Origin of the sequence: Streptomyces sp. NPDC051555 (assembly GCF_044454405.1) — a bacterium.
Classification (GTDB): domain Bacteria; phylum Actinomycetota; class Actinomycetes; order Streptomycetales; family Streptomycetaceae; genus Streptomyces.
The window spans coordinates 470,584-487,140 of sequence record NZ_JBITDP010000001.1 but is presented as its reverse complement, the minus strand read 5'-3'; the positions used below and the strand labels follow the sequence as shown (position 1 = coordinate 487,140).

General features: G+C 73.3%; 16 protein-coding genes. 3 read left to right on the top strand and 13 right to left on the bottom strand.

Going from position 1 to position 16,557, the window contains the following annotated elements; translation table 11 throughout:
- Positions 1-9 precede the first annotated feature (9 nt).
- From ACIBEA_RS02045 to ACIBEA_RS02025, 5 genes are all read right to left on the bottom strand, one after another.
- Entirely contained in the window at positions 10-1,434 is a 1,425-nt protein-coding gene (locus ACIBEA_RS02045) for a family 2 encapsulin nanocompartment cargo protein terpene cyclase (RefSeq protein WP_399256903.1), read from the bottom strand.
- Between the two features lie 137 nt (positions 1,435-1,571).
- Positions 1,572-2,984 (bottom strand): family 2B encapsulin nanocompartment shell protein, encoded by a 1,413-nt coding sequence (locus ACIBEA_RS02040; protein ID WP_399256901.1) that lies wholly within the window; start codon positions 2,982-2,984, stop codon positions 1,572-1,574.
- Positions 2,985-3,199: 215 nt separating this feature from the next.
- Positions 3,200-4,240: a tryptophan--tRNA ligase gene (trpS, locus tag ACIBEA_RS02035; protein ID WP_399256899.1), complete on the bottom strand. Its 1,041-nt coding sequence runs from the start codon at positions 4,238-4,240 to the stop codon at positions 3,200-3,202.
- A 235-nt stretch (positions 4,241-4,475) separates the two neighbouring features.
- Entirely contained in the window at positions 4,476-4,598 is a 123-nt protein-coding gene (locus ACIBEA_RS02030) for a hypothetical protein (protein ID WP_399256897.1), read from the bottom strand.
- Between the two features lie 178 nt (positions 4,599-4,776).
- Entirely contained in the window at positions 4,777-5,667 is an 891-nt protein-coding gene (locus ACIBEA_RS02025; protein WP_399256895.1) for a helix-turn-helix domain-containing protein, read from the bottom strand.
- Positions 5,668-5,993: 326 nt separating this feature from the next.
- Here ACIBEA_RS02025 and ACIBEA_RS02020 point away from each other — a divergent pair, with 326 nt between their 5' ends.
- On the top strand, positions 5,994-7,115 hold the full coding sequence (locus ACIBEA_RS02020) for a DUF5954 family protein (protein ID WP_399256893.1): 1,122 nt from the start codon (positions 5,994-5,996) through the stop codon (positions 7,113-7,115).
- Between the two features lie 4 nt (positions 7,116-7,119).
- Here the strand turns inward: ACIBEA_RS02020 and ACIBEA_RS02015 are convergent, their stop codons facing one another.
- Complete coding sequence (locus ACIBEA_RS02015) at positions 7,120-8,721, bottom strand: TROVE domain-containing protein (RefSeq protein WP_399256891.1); 1,602 nt, start codon at positions 8,719-8,721, stop codon at positions 7,120-7,122.
- Positions 8,722-8,925: 204 nt separating this feature from the next.
- On the bottom strand, positions 8,926-9,561 hold the full coding sequence (locus ACIBEA_RS02010; protein WP_399256889.1) for a TetR/AcrR family transcriptional regulator: 636 nt from the start codon (positions 9,559-9,561) through the stop codon (positions 8,926-8,928).
- 93 nt (positions 9,562-9,654) lie between these two features.
- On the opposite strand from ACIBEA_RS02010, the gene ACIBEA_RS02005 reads away from it, so the two are divergent.
- The gene (locus ACIBEA_RS02005) at positions 9,655-10,881 is read left to right on the top strand and encodes an alpha/beta fold hydrolase (RefSeq protein ID WP_399256887.1); all 1,227 of its coding nucleotides are present in this window, start codon (positions 9,655-9,657) and stop codon (positions 10,879-10,881) included.
- A 58-nt stretch (positions 10,882-10,939) separates the two neighbouring features.
- Here ACIBEA_RS02005 and ACIBEA_RS02000 read toward each other — a convergent pair whose 3' ends face one another.
- The 4 genes from ACIBEA_RS02000 to ACIBEA_RS01985 form a co-directional block, all read right to left on the bottom strand.
- Positions 10,940-12,142, bottom strand: coding sequence for a hypothetical protein (locus tag ACIBEA_RS02000; protein ID WP_399256885.1), 1,203 nt, complete (start codon positions 12,140-12,142; stop codon positions 10,940-10,942).
- Between the two features lie 131 nt (positions 12,143-12,273).
- Positions 12,274-13,458: an RNA polymerase sigma factor gene (locus tag ACIBEA_RS01995; protein ID WP_399256883.1), complete on the bottom strand. Its 1,185-nt coding sequence runs from the start codon at positions 13,456-13,458 to the stop codon at positions 12,274-12,276.
- 7 nt (positions 13,459-13,465) lie between these two features.
- Positions 13,466-13,873, bottom strand: a complete 408-nt coding sequence (locus ACIBEA_RS01990; protein WP_399256881.1) for a YciI family protein — start codon at positions 13,871-13,873, stop codon at positions 13,466-13,468.
- Between the two features lie 197 nt (positions 13,874-14,070).
- Positions 14,071-14,646 carry a TetR/AcrR family transcriptional regulator gene (locus ACIBEA_RS01985; RefSeq protein ID WP_399256879.1) on the bottom strand — a complete coding sequence of 192 codons (576 nt, stop codon included), beginning with the start codon at positions 14,644-14,646 and terminating at the stop codon, positions 14,071-14,073.
- Between the two features lie 70 nt (positions 14,647-14,716).
- Here ACIBEA_RS01985 and ACIBEA_RS01980 point away from each other — a divergent pair, with 70 nt between their 5' ends.
- Complete coding sequence (locus ACIBEA_RS01980) at positions 14,717-15,304, top strand: dihydrofolate reductase family protein (RefSeq protein ID WP_399256877.1); 588 nt, start codon at positions 14,717-14,719, stop codon at positions 15,302-15,304.
- A gap of 21 nt (positions 15,305-15,325) precedes the next feature.
- On the opposite strand, the gene ACIBEA_RS01975 is transcribed toward ACIBEA_RS01980, so the two are convergent.
- Both ACIBEA_RS01975 and ACIBEA_RS01970 read right to left on the bottom strand, forming a co-directional pair.
- Positions 15,326-16,060 carry an RICIN domain-containing protein gene (locus tag ACIBEA_RS01975; protein ID WP_399256875.1) on the bottom strand — a complete coding sequence of 245 codons (735 nt, stop codon included), beginning with the start codon at positions 16,058-16,060 and terminating at the stop codon, positions 15,326-15,328.
- Positions 16,057-16,500, bottom strand: a complete 444-nt coding sequence (locus ACIBEA_RS01970) for a hypothetical protein (RefSeq protein ID WP_399256873.1) — start codon at positions 16,498-16,500, stop codon at positions 16,057-16,059. The genes ACIBEA_RS01975 and ACIBEA_RS01970 overlap by 4 nt, the downstream gene beginning before the upstream one ends.
- Positions 16,501-16,557: the final 57 nt, after the last annotated feature.

Here is a 16,557-nt window from a genome sequence, read left to right as displayed (position 1 = left end):
GTTCCGTCCTTACCAGAAATCGGGCAGGCTGTAGCGGTAGGTGTTGGTCTGGTGCCAGTAGTGGTTGCCGTCGACCCACGCGGCCACGCCGCGCAGGAAGCGCAGCACGCTCGGCGCGGGGCAGCCGGCGGCCAGGGCGGCGGCTTCGGATTCGAAGTCGCGCATGAGGTCGTTGTGCACCTCGACCGCCTTGAGGTACGCGTCCCGCTCGGAGGCGCCCTCGCGGTCGGCGATCACCACGGGCAGGTTCAAGTGCCGCCCGGGACTGGCGAGTTCCTTGGTGTACGAGTACAGGTCGTTGACGATGGTGGTGGCGTTCCCGGCGAGTGCGATGACCCGCTGCATGGCGGGCTGCGCGTGGAGGTCCGCGGGCAGTTCGTAGCCGCCGACGGTGTCCGTGATGGTCGGGCAGGGGCGGAAGTTGTTGAACTGACGCATCGCCAGGTACTCCCACACCTCCGGCACGTGCTCCGTCTGGGCCCAGGCCGCCTCGGCGAGGTAGCCCATGTGCAGCCGGGCCATGTCGTGCCGGAACCGGTCGGCCTGGGACGGCGTGCACTGCCCCAGGAGGTACTGCATGGCGGAGCGGTAGGCGCGCCGCGGCGCGTCCGCCGAGAGGGAGTCCGCCCACTGCGGCTGGTACTCCTTCGTCGTGTGGAGGGGATCGAGTGCGGTGTGGGCCAGCAGGAGCCGTCCACCGAGGCCGATGGGCGAGCCGCCGTGGTCCTCGCAGTAGACGTCGTCGACCGCGTTCTCGGCGACCATCAGCCGCGTGGCGACCATCAGGTGTTCGACGGTGGGGGCGTCCGGGTGGCAGGCGACCATGTAGCGCCCGACGGAGAAGCCGTCGAACTGGTCCTCCCATTCGTCCGGGTAGAGATCGACCTCGTCCAGCGCCCACGCCTTGATCCGACGGCTGACCTCTGCCACGCGTGCCGGATCGGGCTCCGGCACGGGGTGGTGGTAGAGGCCGGGGATCGGCGTGCCGGCGACCGGGTCCGGGTGCGTTGCGGCCTCCGGCGTCGGTGTCAGGTACAGGCCCGCCGTGCCCAGGCCGCTCGGGCCGCGCAGGAGCCGCTCCAGGGCGGCCTCGACTCCGGCCACCGACCCGGCGGCGGAGACCTCCGGGGTCGGGTCCGGCCGCACGTCCGGGACCAGGTCCGGGGACGGGTCCACCGGGACGGGCACCGCCGCGGGCGCCGGCGCCGGTACGTCCCCTACGTCCACGGGTAGGGTCCCCGCGGACAGGCCGGGGACGGACGGCGGACCCGGGAGGGAGGGTTGCGTGGGAGTCGGGACGGCGGGCGCGGCGACGGGCGCGTCGGTGGTGGGATCCTGCGCGGACGCCAGGGCGGCTGCCAGGACGTGGGCGCCGAAGCGTGCCGCCGCACCGGGCAGGCTCGACTGCAGGGGGGAGAGCCCGGGCTCGGGCATCCGTAACTCCTTGGGTGACGTGGAGGGGCTGCCCGGGATCCGGGCATGCCGGTCCGGCCCGCGGGGGTCCGGGGCAGCTCGGGGATCCCGGGCAGCCGTGACCCTCGGGGGACGTCGGACGGGTGTTTCTGTCGCGCCTAGTCGCGCCGGCGCGCGATCTGCACGTTCTCCAGGACGCCGAGGGCGTCGGGGACCAGGATGGCGGCGGAGAAGTAGGTGGTGACCAGGTAGGAGATGATCGACCGCTCGTCGATGCCCATGAAGCGCACCGACAGACCCGGCTCGTACTCCTCCGGCAGGCCCGTCTGGTGCAGGCCGATGACGCCCTGATTGTCCTCGCCGGTGCGCATGCAGAGGATCGAGCTGGTGTTCTCCTTGGTGATCGGGATCTTGCCGCAGGGCAGGATCGGCACCCCGCGCCAGGCCGGGACCTGCTGACCGCCGAGGTCGACGTGGTCCGGGTAGAGCCCGCGCGCGTTCCACTCCCGCCCGATGGCGGCGATCGTCCGCGGGTGGGCGAGGAAGAACTTGGAGCCGCGGCGGCGACAGAGCAGGTCGTCGAGGTCGTCCGGGGTGGGAGGACCGGAGTGGGTCTGGATCCGCTGCTTGAAGGCCGCGTTGTGGAGCAGGCCGAACTCCCGGTTGTTGAGCAGCTCGTACTCCTGGCGCTCCCGCAACGCCTCGATGGTGAGCCGGAGTTGCTCCTTGGTCTGGTTCATCGGCTCGTTGTAGAGGTCGGCGACCCTGCTGTGCACCCGCAGCACCGTCTGCGCGAGGGACAGTTCGTACTCGCGCGGATGGGGCTCGTAGTCGACGAAGGTGCCGGGCAGTTCGGCCTCGCCGGTGTGGCCGGCCGACATCGCGATCTCGGCCTCGCCGTGCTTGTTCTGCCGCTGCAGGGGAAGCGCGCTGAAATGCCGTACGTGCGCCTGCAGGGCCGGCGCCAGCGACAGTACGGCGGCGAAGTCGGCGCGGGAGAGGGTGAGCAGGGTGCCCGCCGTCTCGGCGGTGGCGGTGCAGTCCCACACGGCGTCCGCGTCGAGCAGGGCGTCCTCGCCGAACTGCTCGCCGTCGGCCAGTACCGCGACGGCCACCACGTCCCCGTACTGGCCCACGGAGGTCTGACCGACCCGGCCGTGGGCGATCAGGTGGACCCGCTCCGCGGGAGCGCCGCGCTCGGCCAGCACCTCGCCCGCGCGGAAGTCGCGCTGCACGCACCGGTCGGCGATCGCGGTCAGCACGTCCACGTCGTCGAAGCCCCGCAGCAGGGCCAGTTCGCCCAGCTCGCGGGGGATGACCCGGACGTTGCCGCCGTCCTGGACGAACTCGATGCGCCCGTCGCCGACGGTGTAGCTCAGCCGCCGGTTCACCCGGTACGTGCCGCCCTTGGTCTCCACCCAGGGGAGCATCCGCAGCAGCCAGCGGGAGGTGATCTCCTGCATCTGCGGGGCCGACTTGGTGGTCGTGGCGAGGTTACGCGCAGCCGCCGTGCCCAGGCTGGACTGCCGGGGCGGCTCCAACTGGGCTTCGGGGCCGGTGTCAACGGTCATCAGCGAGGCTTCCTTAGCGAGGTAAAGGAATGGATATCCGGCAATGGGTCCAGAACCGTTCAGAACCGTAACGGCCTGCCGCCGTCCGCTTCGGCGGAGCCGGTCGGATTTACCTCGATGCAGTGATCTTGTGCGATAGGGGTTTGCCCGGGCCGTTGACGGTATCTGGACACCGACCAGATGGATTCGGCCGGGCGCGGGGGCGATGGAGACCGTCAGTACGCCATTTTCATGGCATTTCGGACCTCCGCGAGGGTGGCGTCGGCCTGCTCCCGGGCCCGTTCGTTGCCCTCCCGGAGCACGGCCCGTACGTGTGCGCGATCGCGGGACAGTTCGGCGCGACGGGCCCGCATCGGTGCGAGGTGGTCGTTGACGGCCTCGGTGACGGTCCGCTTCAACGCCGCCGACCCTCCGGCGCCGATCTCCCGCGCGACCTGCTCCGGGGCGCGGTCCTGGCAGAGGGCGGCGAGGAGCAGGAGGCTGGAAACCTCCGGCCGGGCGTCGGGATCGTAGGTGATGTGGCGTTCCGCGTCCGTCTTGGCGCCCTTGATCAGTCGGGCGGTCTCGTCCGCGGTGGCGGACAGGGCGATGGCGTTGCCGCGGGACTTGCTCATCTTGGCGCCGTCGGTTCCCAGCAGGACCGGCGCGGCCGACAGCAGGGCCGCCGGTTCGGGGAAGACGGTGGCGTAGCGGTCGTTGAAGCGGCGGGCCACGGTCCGGGTGAGCTCCAGGTGCGGGAGCTGGTCGCGGCCGACCGGTACCAGGTTGGCCTTGCAGAAGAGGATGTCGGCGGCCTGGTGCACGGGGTAGGTGAACATCAACCCGCTGACCGCGGCCTGCCTCGAATGCGCGATCTCGTCCTTCACGGTGGGGTTGCGGCCCAGTTCGGCGACGGAGACCAGCGAGAGGAAGGGCAGCATCAGCTGGTTGAGGGCCGGGACCGCGCTGTGGGCGAAGATCGTGGAGCGCCGTGGGTCGATCCCCGCCGCGAGGTAGTCCAGGACCAGGTCCTCCACGTGCTCCTGGAGCCGCTCGGCGACGTCCCGGTCGGTGAGGACCTGGTAGTCGGCGACGATCACGTAGGTCTCCACCCCGAGGTCCTGGAGCTCCACCCGTCCTTTGAGCGTCCCGAAGTAGTGCCCCAGGTGCAACCGGCCCGTCGGCCGGTCGCCCGTCAACACCCGGTACGCGCCGGGGTCGCGGCGGATCTCGCGGATCTCCTCGTGACGGTCCGGCCGCGTCGTCGTCTCTGCCATGGTCTGCTCCTGCCGCTCGGTTCGGGCGCTCCCCAGGGACCCGGCCGGCTCCGCACACCACGCACCGCGCATGCGAAAAGGGCCGTCCCATGGACGGCCCTTGGATGTGTCCAGTCTGTGGCCGTCCCTACAAGGGACGCCACCAGCACAGACGGGACAACGTAGACATGCCCCCAACATAGCCCGGATCACCCCGGTGATCCAGGGCCACACGTCCCACGGGAGGGGACTTCCGTCACCGGCCGTTCTGGTCTCCGTTCTCGCGACGACTGCGGTTGCGTCGGCTGAGGCTCCCCACCAGGGCGATCAAGCCGCCGGTGAGCGCGCCGGACACGAGGATGCGCAGCAGGTCTTCCATCGAGTACTCCCCTTCGGAACCGGTTCAGGTGGCCGTCGGTCCGCTCCGGCGACGGCCGGTAGAGGATCCCGGGCGCCCCGCGGGGGCGCCCATCGGCCACACAGGGGACGCTACTGAGCCACGGGCGGCCTGGCTTGGACGAATCCGACCTGGGCCGCCTCTTTCCGATCTTGCCCCCTCACAGCGCGACGGCCCCCTCGGTCACCCGCGCGGCGGCCAGCTGACCTGGGGTGGTCCCGCCCAGGACGCGGAACTCGCGGTTGAGGTGGGCCTGGTCGTAGAAGCCACAGGCGGCGCTGACTTCGGCGGGATGGGCGCGCTCGTGGGTGAGCAGTCGCACGGCCCGGTGGAAGCGCAGCACCCGGCCGGACGTCTTGGGCGTCAGGCCCACCTGCTCGGTGAACCGGCGGGTGAGGTAGCCCTGGCTCCAGCCCACTTCGGCCGCGATCCGGGCCACCGGGATCGCGCCGCCCGCGCGGGACAGCAGGTGCCAGGCGTGGCTCACCTCGGGAGCGGGCAGCGGGCCGCGGGCGAGCCGGGCCGTCAGCGCCAGGTCCAGCAGGTCGAACCGGGCCGCCCAGTCGCCGGTGGCCGCCAGCCGCTCCACCAGTACCGCGGCCTCGGGTCCCAGGACGTCGCCCAGCTCGACCACCCGGTCGGTCAGCTCGCTCATCGGCCGTGCGAACAGCCGGTACGCGCCCAGGGGGGTCAGCTCCAGTCGGATCGCCTCCTGGCCGCCGGGGTGGTCGCACACCCGGGGGCCGTTCTCCAGGCCGGCGACCAGCGAGCCGGTCACCTGGTGGTACGGGCTCGCGTGCCCTGGTCGGCCGACCCGGGCGAAGGGCTCCCCCAGGCTGATCACGACGACGGCCCGGCCCGTGGGGACCAGCCTGACCCGGAAGGGCGAGACCGACCCCTCCCAGTAGCCCGCGTAGCTGTGCACGATCGGGCGCAGGTGGGCCGGCCAGGGCCGGGTCACCCGCCACCGGCCGGCCACGCCGACCCGGGTCACCTCGATTCCCCGACCGGCCGCGCGAAGGCCTGGGCCCGCGCTCGTGAGCACCGTCATGTCCCGCTCCCTCCTGTGCTCCCTCCCGGGCTCCCTCCCGTGGCGACGGGGGCGCGGCTTCGGACCGGCCCCGTCGAGGGGGCGGACCCGTCCCCCCAGCACGGCCGGATCGGACATCAGCATCCCAGACCATGTCGGGCGGGTTGCCGGGCAGTTGGCTTGAACCCGCAGGCCGCGGCCGTGCGGGAGCCGCTCGGCGGCGCCGTCCGGGCCGGGCGGCACGGGCGGCACGGCGCCCTGGCCGGAACCGGCTGTCCCGGGACCCGGGAGGGGGAGGGTTCCTCGAATCGGCAGCGGGGCGGGGGTCCGGTCGTCAGGATGGGGACATGGAGCATGGGGATGCGGGACGGGGCGGGGCGCGGCCGATCGTGGTGCGGGTTCCCGTGGAGCCGGTGGAGGCCGCGGTGGAGGCCGATGCGGTCGACGCCGTGGCCAGGGCCGGCGAGGTCGTCGTGCGCGGTCCCCTGTTCGGGGTCGCGGCGCAGGGTCCCGAGGACGGGGCGCGGTGGCGGGTGGTCATCGCGGTCATCAACCCCTGCCCCCAGCTGGCGCGCGACAGCCTGAACTCGAAGCTCTGGTTCCGCGCGAAGGACGAGGCGAAGGACAGGGCCGAGCGGCGCGAACTGCTCGCCGCGGTGGCCCGGTTGGAGAGCGAGCGGGTCGACGATCTGGAGGCGGGCGGGACCCGGTACCGGGTCGTCCGCGCCGAGGAGTACGCGGGCTCGGGGCCGGACGGGATCGAACTGCCGCGCCCGACCGATCCGGAGCCCCTGGTGCCCGACTGGACCCGTGGTGCCAGGGGGCCGGACATCGACGACGCCCTGCTGCTGGACCCGGACGAGCCCGTCCCGCCGACCCGGGCGCTCGAACAGCTGGCCCTGCGCGGCCTGCGCTACAGCGGGGCGCGCTACCCCGAGGACGTGCTCGCCGACTCGCGGCGGGCCCTGGACAGCCACCCGGACGTGCTGCTGCTGCCGCCGACCTTCACCGTCGTGGAGCAGACGGGAGCCCGTAACTGGGAGCCGGTCAGCGGCCCGCACGTCAGCGCGCACGAAGCCCGCAAGTCGATGGACTTCACCCTGACGTGGGCGTGGCCCCGGATGCGGGGGCTCATCCCCGTCGACGCCGACATGAACGCGGACGCGCGGACCCGGGTCGCCGACGCCGTCGCCGCGGGTGCGCCGGAGCCGGAGCTGGCCGAGTACGCGGGGGCCGCCGACGCCCTGCGGGCCGGCCGCGTGAACCGGTTGGAGTTCCAGGGCACCGCCTACCAGATCGCCCGTACGCGGCGCCTGCTGCGGTGGGGGCCCGACGGGCCGGAGGGCCCGCGGCCCTCCGACTCCAACAGCCAGGAGCCCACCCGCATCCACCTCGCGCTGGACGAGGACGGGCGCGTCGTCCCCGAGGAGCACCCCGAGGAGGATCCCGAGGACCTTCCCGGGGACTGACGGGCTACGCCTCTCGCGTGGCCCACGGCCACACGGCCCGTTGGCCGGCCTCGACGAGGCCGATCATGCGGAACCCGGCGTCCGTGAGGCCGCCGTAGGTGTGTCGGTGGGGCCCCGTCGGACCGTGGGCGGGTCGGTACCCGGCGAGGTTCCAGGTGTGGACCGGGATCGAGGGCGGGACCGGGTACTCCGGCGCGCCGGGGCGGGGGCGCGCTTCCTGTTCGTCGGTGACGATCAGGACGCGGTCGTGGCCCTGGTAGTGGGTGCGCACCGCCGCCGTGGTCTCGGTGCCGCCGAGGTGGTGGAAGCGCTCCAGCACCTCCAGCACCCGCTCCCCCGCCCGGAAGGGGACGGCCGCGCTGGACCAGCCGAACTCGACCAGGTCCGCCTGCTCGGCGCGCATCGCGAGCGCGGCGCCGAAAACGGCCGCCGCGTCCGCCCTGGTCAGCCGGGACCGCTCGGAGACGGTGTCGTAGTACATGGAGCCGGACCGGTCGACCATGACGAGCGTCCGGCCGGGCAGCGAGGGCACGTTGGCCAGCGCGTGGCCCAGTGCCCGTTCCAGCGGGTCCGCCCAGCGCGCCGACGGGGCGTGCCGGTGGGCGGCGAGGTAGCGCAGGGGGAACTGTCGGGACCGGGCGACCTCGGCGGCGTCCGAGATCCGTGCGGCGACCCGGGCGGCGACCTCGTCCGAGACACCGGCCTCGTCGAAGTTCCGCAGGTTCCGCAGCAGCGCCATCGGCGCCATGGAGGGGATCACGGCCTCCCAGACGGCGGCGTCCATCGGCCCCTGGAGCCAGCCCGCCAGGGCCTCCCAGGTCAGGCCCGCCGCGGCCAGCCGCTCGGCGCCGCCGGGCCCGGTCACCGCGGCGCGCCGCTCGTCGACCGGCACCGTCATCAGCGCCCGGTGCGCGCCCAGCATCCGGTCCGAGGCCGGTGGCAGCGCGCCCTCCGGGTGGTGGCGGCGGTCCAGGGCGTGCCGGAACAGCGCGCCCTGCCAGGGCTTCTCGGGGTCCGGGGACGCGTGCACGAGGTTCAGCACGTCGCCGAAGCGGAAGGCGTGGGAGGCGGTGTCGTATGTGAGCAGCGAGCGGGAGGTGTACAGCCTGCGGACGGCGTCGGCGAGGCCGCGCTTCACGGGCTGGGGAACGTTGCGCCCGTAGGCGGCGATCCAGTGGGCGAGCAGTTCGCCGGGCTCGTCGGCGCGCTGGAGCACCGAGTCGATCACGGACCGGTGGGAGGGGTCCGCGGGCCCGGACGTGGACGGCCCGGCCGCCAGCCGGGCCCGGACGTACGCGGCGGCGCCCACCAGCGACGCCGTACGCATGGCGCCCTCGCCGCGGAGCCAGCGCAGCAGGCCCGCCGTCCACACCGGATCCTCGACGGCGAGTTCGCCCACGAGCTGGAGGTAGCGTTCGTCGCGCTCCTGGCCGCCCTCGTAGAAGGTGCGTTGGGCCACGAAGTTGCCGACGGCCAGCAGGAAGAGTTCCTCCCGGGGCTCGCGGGCGGCGACCGGGCCGCCCTCGTCGGCGTGGCGGGGCCGGTGGTGGATCCCCGGGTCGGACGGGGTGCGGGCGGCGATCGAGACGTGTGGGGCCGCGAGCATCCCGGACCAGACCTTGGAGACGTGCGGGGTGTGACGAGGCAGTGAATCCCCCAGGATCCGGAGCGAGCGGCAGGCGGCCGCGCTCCCGAGATCAAAGGGGCGGCGGCGTCACTTGGTTGTCAGAAGGAAGTAGCCGCAGCCGGGCGCATCGGGGCGCGGTCGCGGCGTCACCGTATGCGGCTCGGGCGACGGCGCGCCAGCGAATTACGACGGCGGTCGGCGCGCCGCGAGCAGCCGGTCGACGAGGGTGTCGACGTACTGCGGTGTCAGGGGTCCGACGCCGAACAGCATCCGCAGGTAGATCGGCGCGAGGACGACGTCGAGCACGTCCAGGACCTCGGGGGGCTCCTCGCCGCGGGCCCGGGCCCGGTCGAGCATGGCCTGGAGCTGTTCGGCGCGGGCGCCGAGGAAACGGTCGCGGGCGGCCTCGCCGGACGGGCCGGTGGCCAGCACGGTGACCACGGTCCGCAGGAGTGCCAGACCGTCCGGCCCCGAGACGTCCTCGGCGGCCTTTGCCGCGAAGGCGCGCAGGTCGTCGGCGAGGCTGTCGGTGTGGGGCACGGGCGAGCGCTCGGTCAGCCGGCTGACGACCACGTCCATCAGCAGGGCTTCGAGGGATCCCCAGCGGCGGTAGACGCTGCTGTCGGCCACGCCGGCCCGGGCGGCGACCTCGGCCACCCCGAAGGTGCCGTATCCGCGCTCGGCGATGAGGTCGGTGACGGCCTGGTGGACGGCGGCGCGGACCCGGGCGCTGCGCCCGCCCGGGCGGCGCGCGGCGGGCCGGTCCGGGGACGCGGGCTCGGGGGCGGGGCGGGTCGGCGCGTCGGGCTGCTCGTTCACGAGGAACATCTTAACGCAGCTCCTGATTGCGTTTGCGGGGTGCTCGGGCGTACGGTTTCCTAAAAGCAGGAATCCACTGCGTTAGGAGCCTCCATGAAGCCGCTCTTCTTCCCCGAGCACCCCTCGTTCTGGTTCGAGACCCTGCGGATGCTCGGCCACATCACCTACGGCGGCGCCGACTTCGGCGAGGTCGTGGTGACCGCGCAGCGCATCACCCCGGGCGACTACGACAGCTGGCACGACAACTGGCTCGCCACCGCCGAGCGGGTCGACGCCGAGGCCGCCGCTTCCCTGGCGGGCCGCCACCCGGTCAGTGCGCGCGACGGGTTCCTGCGCGCCTCGAACTACTACCGCTCCGCCGAGTTCTTCCTGCACGGAAACAGCGCCGATCCGCGCATCCGGCACGCTTACGACGCCTCCGTGCGCTGCTTCCGGCAGGCCGCCGCGCTGTTCACCCCCTCCGTCGAACCGATCGAGATCCCCTACGAGGGCACCACCCTCCCGGGGTACCTCTACCGCCCCGCGGGCGCCGGGGACGCGGCGCTGCCCACCCTCGTGATGTTCAACGGCTTCGACGGGACCGCCGAGGAGATGCACTTCTTCGGCGCGGCGGCCGCCGTGGAGCGCGGCTACGCCGTCGTCACCTTCGACGGGCCCGGTCAGCCCGGCACCCTGCACCGCCAGGGGCTCCACTTCAGGCCGGACTGGGAGAACGTCGTCACGCCGGTCCTCGACCACGTCCTGGCGCTCCCCGGGGTGGATCCGGAGCGCGTCGGCGTGCTCGGCGTCAGCATGGGCGGCTACCTCGCGCCCCGCGCCGCCGCCTTCGACCAGCGGATCGCGGCGGTCGTCGCCCTCGACGGCGTCTACGACCTCGGCGACATCAGCACCGCATCCATTCCCCTGCCCCGCAAGGAGGCCGAGGAACGCCTACGGGCCCCGTACGCGCCCGAGATCGACGCGGCGCTGGAGGCCGCCATGGCCGCTTCCCCCATCGCCAAGTGGGCCATGGAACAAGGCATGTTCACGATGGGCGTCGATTCACCGCGCGCGTTCTGCGCCGCCTACCTCGACTACCACCTGCGGGACGGCATCGCCGAGCGGATCAGCTGTCCGGTCCTAGTGTGCTGCGGCGAGGACGACGGCTTCTTCAAGGGGCAGCCGGAAGCGCTGTACGAGCACCTGACCTGCGAGAAGACCTTCCTGTCCTTCACCGCGGAGGAGGGCGCCGACGCTCACTGCCAGGCCGGCGCCCAGCGGCTGGCCTTCGCCCGGATCTACGACTGGCTGGACCGCACCATGACCGGACACGCCCGCTGACCGGTACGGGCCGGTGCCGTGCCGCGCGGTGTGCGCGGCACGACACGAGGCCGCCGCGTCAGAGGCGGGCGGTCAGCAACAGCGGCTGCGGACCCTGACTCCCGGGGGCCCTGGCCGAACCGCTGACCGTCACCTCGCGCCCGGCCGCGGAGACCGTCCAGGGTGCGTACGACCGCTCCGCCGTGCTCGCCGGGAAGCCGAGCGAGGTCACGCGCGAGCCGGAGACCCGCAGGGCGAATCCTCCGTCGGCGCCCAGGAGCCGACCGACGGCGACGACGCCGCCCGGCGCGGCGGCCACGCCGGTCAGGGACCCCGCCTCGGCGGGCCCGACCACCCGCGTCCACGTCCGTCCGTTCCAATGCATGATCAGCGCGTGCCCACGGTCGTTCTCGTCCAGGATGGTGCGGCCCACCGCCCACACGTCGGCCGGCCCGTTGGCGACGACGCTGTTGAACTCTCCGTACAGACCGCCGTAGGGCGGCGTCGGCAACTGCTTCCAGGAACGGCCGTCGTAGTGCAGGACGACCGGCCGGTCGTCGTCGCCGTAGCCGCTGCCGACCGCCCAGACGTCGTTCGGGCCGGACGCCGAGATCGCGTTCAGCCCCCAGTTCGCGTACCCCTTGGGCAGCTCCGCGCGCTTCCAGGCGCGCCCGTCCCAGTGCTGGACGAGCCCTTCCATGTGGTCGATGATCTGCGTCGACCCGTCCGGGTCGGGTATCCGCTCGTCGAGGGCCTGGGTCCAGCCCGCCGCCCACACGTCGTTGGGCGCCACCGCGGCGACGCCCAACAGGCCGCCGCCGAGCGAGTTGTCCGGCATCGCCGCCGGCTTCTCCCGCCACGCACGCCCGTCCCAGTGCTGTGTCATCGCGGGGCTGCCCTCGCCGTCGGCGTCGCCGACCAGCCAGGCGTCCCGGTCCGAGGTCGCCGCGATGGCGTTGACCCGGCCGCTCACCCCGGGCGCGGTCGGCCTTTCCGTCCAGGAACCGCCGCGCCGGTCGTCGTGCGCGTACAGGACGGGCTGGAACGAGACGCCGCCCCCGTCCTCGTTCACCCGGAAACCCGCCGCCCAGGTGGTGTGCGCGTCGGGCTTGACCGAAGCGCTCAGTACGGCGTCGCCGCCGGGCAGCGTGGCAGCACTCCAGCGCGGCGCCCCCGCGTCGGGCGCGGGGGCCGCCATTGCCGTTGCGGGCAGGAGCCCGCCGATCACGAGCGCCGATACCCCGCCCAACACCATCGATCTGGCGCGTGAGCCGACAGCCATTTCGTCTTCTCCAGACTCGGGGCGCGTTGCCCCGTCGCCCGCATGACGCCCCATCAGAGCGTCCCGGTTGCAGCGCGCGGCACTCCTGTTCACCCGGCGCCGTTCGAAGGGCTCCGCGGGCCTTCGGAAGGCTAACGTCCGCCCCGCAGGCGGGCGTTGAGCCGAGCCGCCTGACGGGTCAGGTGGTCGCGCTCGGCAAGGTTGGGCGCCGAGCGCGCCGCCTCGACGTACAGCCGGGCCGCCGCCGCCAGGTCGCCGTCGCGCTCGTGGAGGTACGCCGCCACCGCGGCCCTGCGGGGTACCGGAGCCCCCTTCGTCGCGGTGCCCGGCGGGGCGGCGTCCAGCGCCGCGAGCCCGGCGCGCGGTCCGTCGGCCTCGCCGACGGCCACCACGCGGTTCAGCCGCACGACCGGGCTGTCGGTCAGGCGCACGAGTTCGTCGTACCACTCGACGATCTGCACCCAGTCGGTCTCGCCGGCCGTGGGCGCGTCGGCGTGCAGGGCCGCGATGGCGGCCTGGACCTGGAACTCGCCCAGCCGGTCGCGGGCGAGGGCCGCCTGCAGGATTGCGACGCCCTCGGCGATGGCCCCGGTGTCCCACCGGGTCCGGTCCTGCTCCGCCAGCGGCACCAGGCTGCCGTCGGGTGCGGTGCGGCTGGCGCGCCGGGCGTGGTGCAGCAGCATGAGGGCGAGCAGCCCCGCCACCTCGGGGTGGTCGATCGCGTCCGCGAGCTGCCGGGTGAGCCGGACGGCCTCGGCCGCGAGGTCGACGTCGCCGGAGTAGCCCTCGTTGAAGACCAGGTAGAGGACGCGCAGCACGGTGGCCACGTCGCCGGGCCGGTCGAACCGCTCGCCGGAGACGGTCCGCTTGGCCCGGCTGATGCGCTGCGCCATGGTCGCCTCGGGCACCAGGTAGGCCGCGGCGATCTGGCGCGTGGTCAGCCCGCCCACGGCGCGCAGGGTGAGCGCGACCGCGGACGACGGCGTCAGCGAGGGGTGGGCGCACAGGAAGTAGAGCTGGAGCGTGTCGTCCCGCGCGGGCGCGGGACCGGGCGCCGGCTCCTCGTCCACGAGGTCCTCGCGGCGGCGGCGGGCGGTGTCCGACCGGTTCGCGTCGAGGAAGCGGCGCCAGGCCACGGTGACCAGCCAGCCCTTCGGGTCCCGCGGCGGCTCGGCCGGCCAGACCCGGACCGCCTCGACGAGCGCGTCCTGGACGGCGTCCTCGGCCGCCGCGAAATCGGCTCCGCGGCGGACGAGGATCCCGAGCACGCCCGGGGTGAGGCTCCGCATCAGGGCCCCGTCGATCGGAGTGCTCATCGGGGGGTCACTCCGTGATGGTGGGCGGCGCGGACAGGAAGGGGCGCAGCTCCAGCCATTCGTGGATCGGCTTGCCGCCCGCCCCGGGGGCGGCCGAGAGCTCGCCGGCCAGCTCGACGGCGCGGTCGTAGCTGTCGACGTCGATCACCATCCAGCCGGCGATGAGGTCCTTGGTCTCGGCGAACGGGCCGTCGGTGATCGGCGGGCGCCCCTCGCCGTCGTACCGGACGAAGGTCCCCTCGGGGGCGAGGGCCTGGCCGTCGACGAACTCCCCGGTCTTCTCCAGCCGGTCCGCGAAGTCCTGCATGTACTGCACGTGGTCCGTGATCTCCTGCGGGGTCCACCGGTCCATGGGGACGTCGTTGACCGCCTCCGGAGCGCCGCGGTAGTGCTTGAGCAGCAGGTACTTGGCCATGGGGTGCCTCCTCGGTGCTGGTGCGACTCATTGTGGCCGCCTTCACCACGGGGACGGAGCCGGGAGGGCGTTCTCGACATCACCGGGAGAAATTCTTTTCCGCCGTTCCCGTCGGCGCCGTCACCTGGGGACGGCCGCTGCTCCCACTACCTTCACTGCCTTCACCGCCTTCACCGCCTTCACTGCCTTCACTGCCTTCACTGCGGCACGATGCGCTCGATCGCCGCGTCGATGAGCCGTTCCCGCTCGGCCTCGGAGAAGACCCCCGGCAGGGTGAGCTGCTCGACGATGAGCCAGTTGAACGCCAGGTAGAGCAGCTTGACGGCGGTCGCGTCCCCGGTCAGGCCGGATTCCCGGTGGTAGGCCACGTTGGCGTCGACGTCGGCGCGGACCCGTTCGGTCAGCACGGCGCGCAGCTCGGGCCGCCGGGTCGCTTCGAGGCGCAGTTCGAGCAGGGCCAGGTAGCCGGCGCGGAAGGCGCTGATCCGGCCGATCAGCTCGCGCATGAGCACCGCGTAGGCCTCCCGGTCCGTGGCGCCCTCCCGCAGCCGGGCGACCGCCGCCTCATCGGGCTGGAGCCGCTCGTAGACCCGGGCGCCCGCCTGGGTGAGGAGGTCGTCGCGGTTGGCGAAGTAGTTGGAGGCCGTGCCGTTGGGGACGCCGGCCGCGGTGTCCACCGCGCGGAAGGTCAGACCCCGCGCGCCCTCGACGGCGAGCACCTCGATCGCGGCGTCGACGAGCGCCGCTCTTCGTTCGTCGTTCCTGCGGGCCATTGACACCACTCCAGCCGTAGTACTACATTCAAACCACTTCAATCAGAGTACTACGGATGAGGTCCCCTGCATGCGCAAGCTCGTGTACTACGTCGGAGTCACCCTCGACGGATACATGGCCGGCCCCGGCGGCCAATTCGACTTCTTCCCCTTCGGCGACGAACAGCAGGCCGCCGCCTACATCGAGTGGAGCGTCGCCCACTACCCCGACACGATCCCCACCTTCATGCGCGCGGCCAACGGTCTGGCGGACACCTCCGCCCAGCGGTTCGACACCGTACTGATGGGTCTCGGCAGCTACCGCCCCGGCCTGGACGCAGGCTTCACCAGCCCCTACGCCCACCTGAAGCAGTACGTGGTCTCCAGCACCCTCGCGCCCGACACCGACCCGGCCGTCACCGTGGTCGCCGAGGACCCGCTCGGCCTGGTCCGCCGCCTCAAGCGGGAGGAGGGCCGGGACATCTGGCTCTGCGGCGGTGGGGTCCTCGCCGGTCAGCTGCTGCCCGAGATCGACGAACTGATCATCAAGAGCTACCCCGTGGTCGCCGGATCCGGGATCTCGGTGTTCAACGGGACGTTCGACCCCACCGTCTTCGCGGTGACCGACCGCACCTCCTTCGACAACGACGTGACGATCACCTCCTTCACCCGCCGCTGACCGACCGGCCCGCCGGCCCGCTCACGGCACGAGGTGCCACCACTGGTCGGCGTACTGCTCGCCGCAGGACGTCTGCGCCGCAGGTCGGCCGGCCCCGGGGCCCTGCACCATCAGGCACTTGGCGTTGCCGTCCGCGCGCAGCACGAAGTGGCCCGAGCGGTCGCCGCTCCCCCACAGCAGCTGCCACCGCTGCCCGTCCGCCCGGGGGCCGCAGGTGCGCTGGACGGCGGGGGCGGAGTTCTCGGAGCCCGTCACCGTCAGGCACCGGCCGCCGAGCCCGTCGCGCAGCGTGCGGGTCGCACCGTCGTCCTGCGCGCGCAGGGTCCAGGTCCCGGCGGCGGCCCCGGTGCAGGAGTCCTGCACCGGTACGAGGTCGTCCCCGGTGCCCGCCGCCCGCAGGCACAGCCCGCTGCCGTCGTTCACCAGCCGCCCGACGAGCACCGACTGATCGGTGCCCGCCGCGCCCTTGTCCGCACCCGCACCCGTACTCGTACCCGCATCCGTGCCCGGGATCGCGGTGGGCGGGGCGGCGGAGCCGCCGCCCTCGTCTGCGCCCAGCCGGACGGCGATCACGGCGACCGCGCACACCAGCGCGACCGCACAGGCCGTGAGGATGATGCCCGTACGGTGCTCGTGCAGGTTGACCTGGAGGTTCCCGCTGCCGTGCTGCACCCCGGTCGGGCCGTGGAAGGCGTTCCCGGCGTGCTCGTCGGCCCGGGGGGCGTCGTCGCCCCCGCCGCTCCCTTTCCCGCTCACGGGCGCGCGTCGAACCGGTTCACCTGGACGTTCCCGTCCCCCGACACGATCGCCGCCGGGCCGTGGAACACGTTGTGCGCGACGGCCGCGCCGGCCGCGGGCGCCGCCTCGCCGAGCAGCGTCCGGAGTTCCGCCGCGACCACGGCCCGCTCGGCCGGGTCCAACTGCTCCAACAACACCTCGACCCGGGTCCGCCAGACCGTGCCGAGCCGGGCCCGTTCCGCGCTCCCGCCGTCCTGCGGCCCACCGTCCCCGGCCGCAGCCAGTTCGGCCGCGGTCCGGTCCAGGTGTTCCAACTGGATGCCCTCGCGATGCGCGTTCCTCCGGCCGAGCACCCGGGCCAACCGGTCGCGCAACGCCGTCCAGGCGTCCGTGCCCGCCGCCTGTACGACGCCCGATCCCACCGAAGCCGCCAACGCGACCATCGCCTCGTCCAACATGCCGCTCCCCCCTCGACCGCCCCCGCGGTGCCGCAACGGTAACTCCGACCGCCGGGG

What these genes read in the sequence shown, in the direction of transcription:
- ACIBEA_RS02045 (WP_399256903.1), bottom strand. Translation starts at nt 1,434, where the DNA reads ATGCCCGAGCCCGGGCTCTCCCCCCTGCAGTCGAGCCTGCCCGGTGCG.
- ACIBEA_RS02040 (WP_399256901.1), bottom strand. Translation starts at nt 2,984, where the DNA reads ATGACCGTTGACACCGGCCCCGAAGCCCAGTTGGAGCCGCCCCGGCAG.
- trpS (WP_399256899.1), bottom strand. Translation starts at nt 4,240, where the DNA reads ATGGCAGAGACGACGACGCGGCCGGACCGTCACGAGGAGATCCGCGAG.
- ACIBEA_RS02030 (WP_399256897.1), bottom strand. Translation starts at nt 4,598, where the DNA reads ATGGAAGACCTGCTGCGCATCCTCGTGTCCGGCGCGCTCACCGGCGGC.
- ACIBEA_RS02025 (WP_399256895.1), bottom strand. Translation starts at nt 5,667, where the DNA reads ATGACGGTGCTCACGAGCGCGGGCCCAGGCCTTCGCGCGGCCGGTCGG.
- ACIBEA_RS02020 (WP_399256893.1), top strand. Translation starts at nt 5,994, where the DNA reads ATGGAGCATGGGGATGCGGGACGGGGCGGGGCGCGGCCGATCGTGGTG.
- ACIBEA_RS02015 (WP_399256891.1), bottom strand. Translation starts at nt 8,721, where the DNA reads ATGCTCGCGGCCCCACACGTCTCGATCGCCGCCCGCACCCCGTCCGAC.
- ACIBEA_RS02005 (WP_399256887.1), top strand. Translation starts at nt 9,655, where the DNA reads ATGAAGCCGCTCTTCTTCCCCGAGCACCCCTCGTTCTGGTTCGAGACC.
- ACIBEA_RS02000 (WP_399256885.1), bottom strand. Translation starts at nt 12,142, where the DNA reads ATGGCTGTCGGCTCACGCGCCAGATCGATGGTGTTGGGCGGGGTATCG.
- ACIBEA_RS01995 (WP_399256883.1), bottom strand. Translation starts at nt 13,458, where the DNA reads ATGAGCACTCCGATCGACGGGGCCCTGATGCGGAGCCTCACCCCGGGC.
- ACIBEA_RS01990 (WP_399256881.1), bottom strand. Translation starts at nt 13,873, where the DNA reads ATGGCCAAGTACCTGCTGCTCAAGCACTACCGCGGCGCTCCGGAGGCG.
- ACIBEA_RS01985 (WP_399256879.1), bottom strand. Translation starts at nt 14,646, where the DNA reads ATGGCCCGCAGGAACGACGAACGAAGAGCGGCGCTCGTCGACGCCGCG.
- ACIBEA_RS01980 (WP_399256877.1), top strand. Translation starts at nt 14,717, where the DNA reads ATGCGCAAGCTCGTGTACTACGTCGGAGTCACCCTCGACGGATACATG.
- ACIBEA_RS01970 (WP_399256873.1), bottom strand. Translation starts at nt 16,500, where the DNA reads ATGTTGGACGAGGCGATGGTCGCGTTGGCGGCTTCGGTGGGATCGGGC.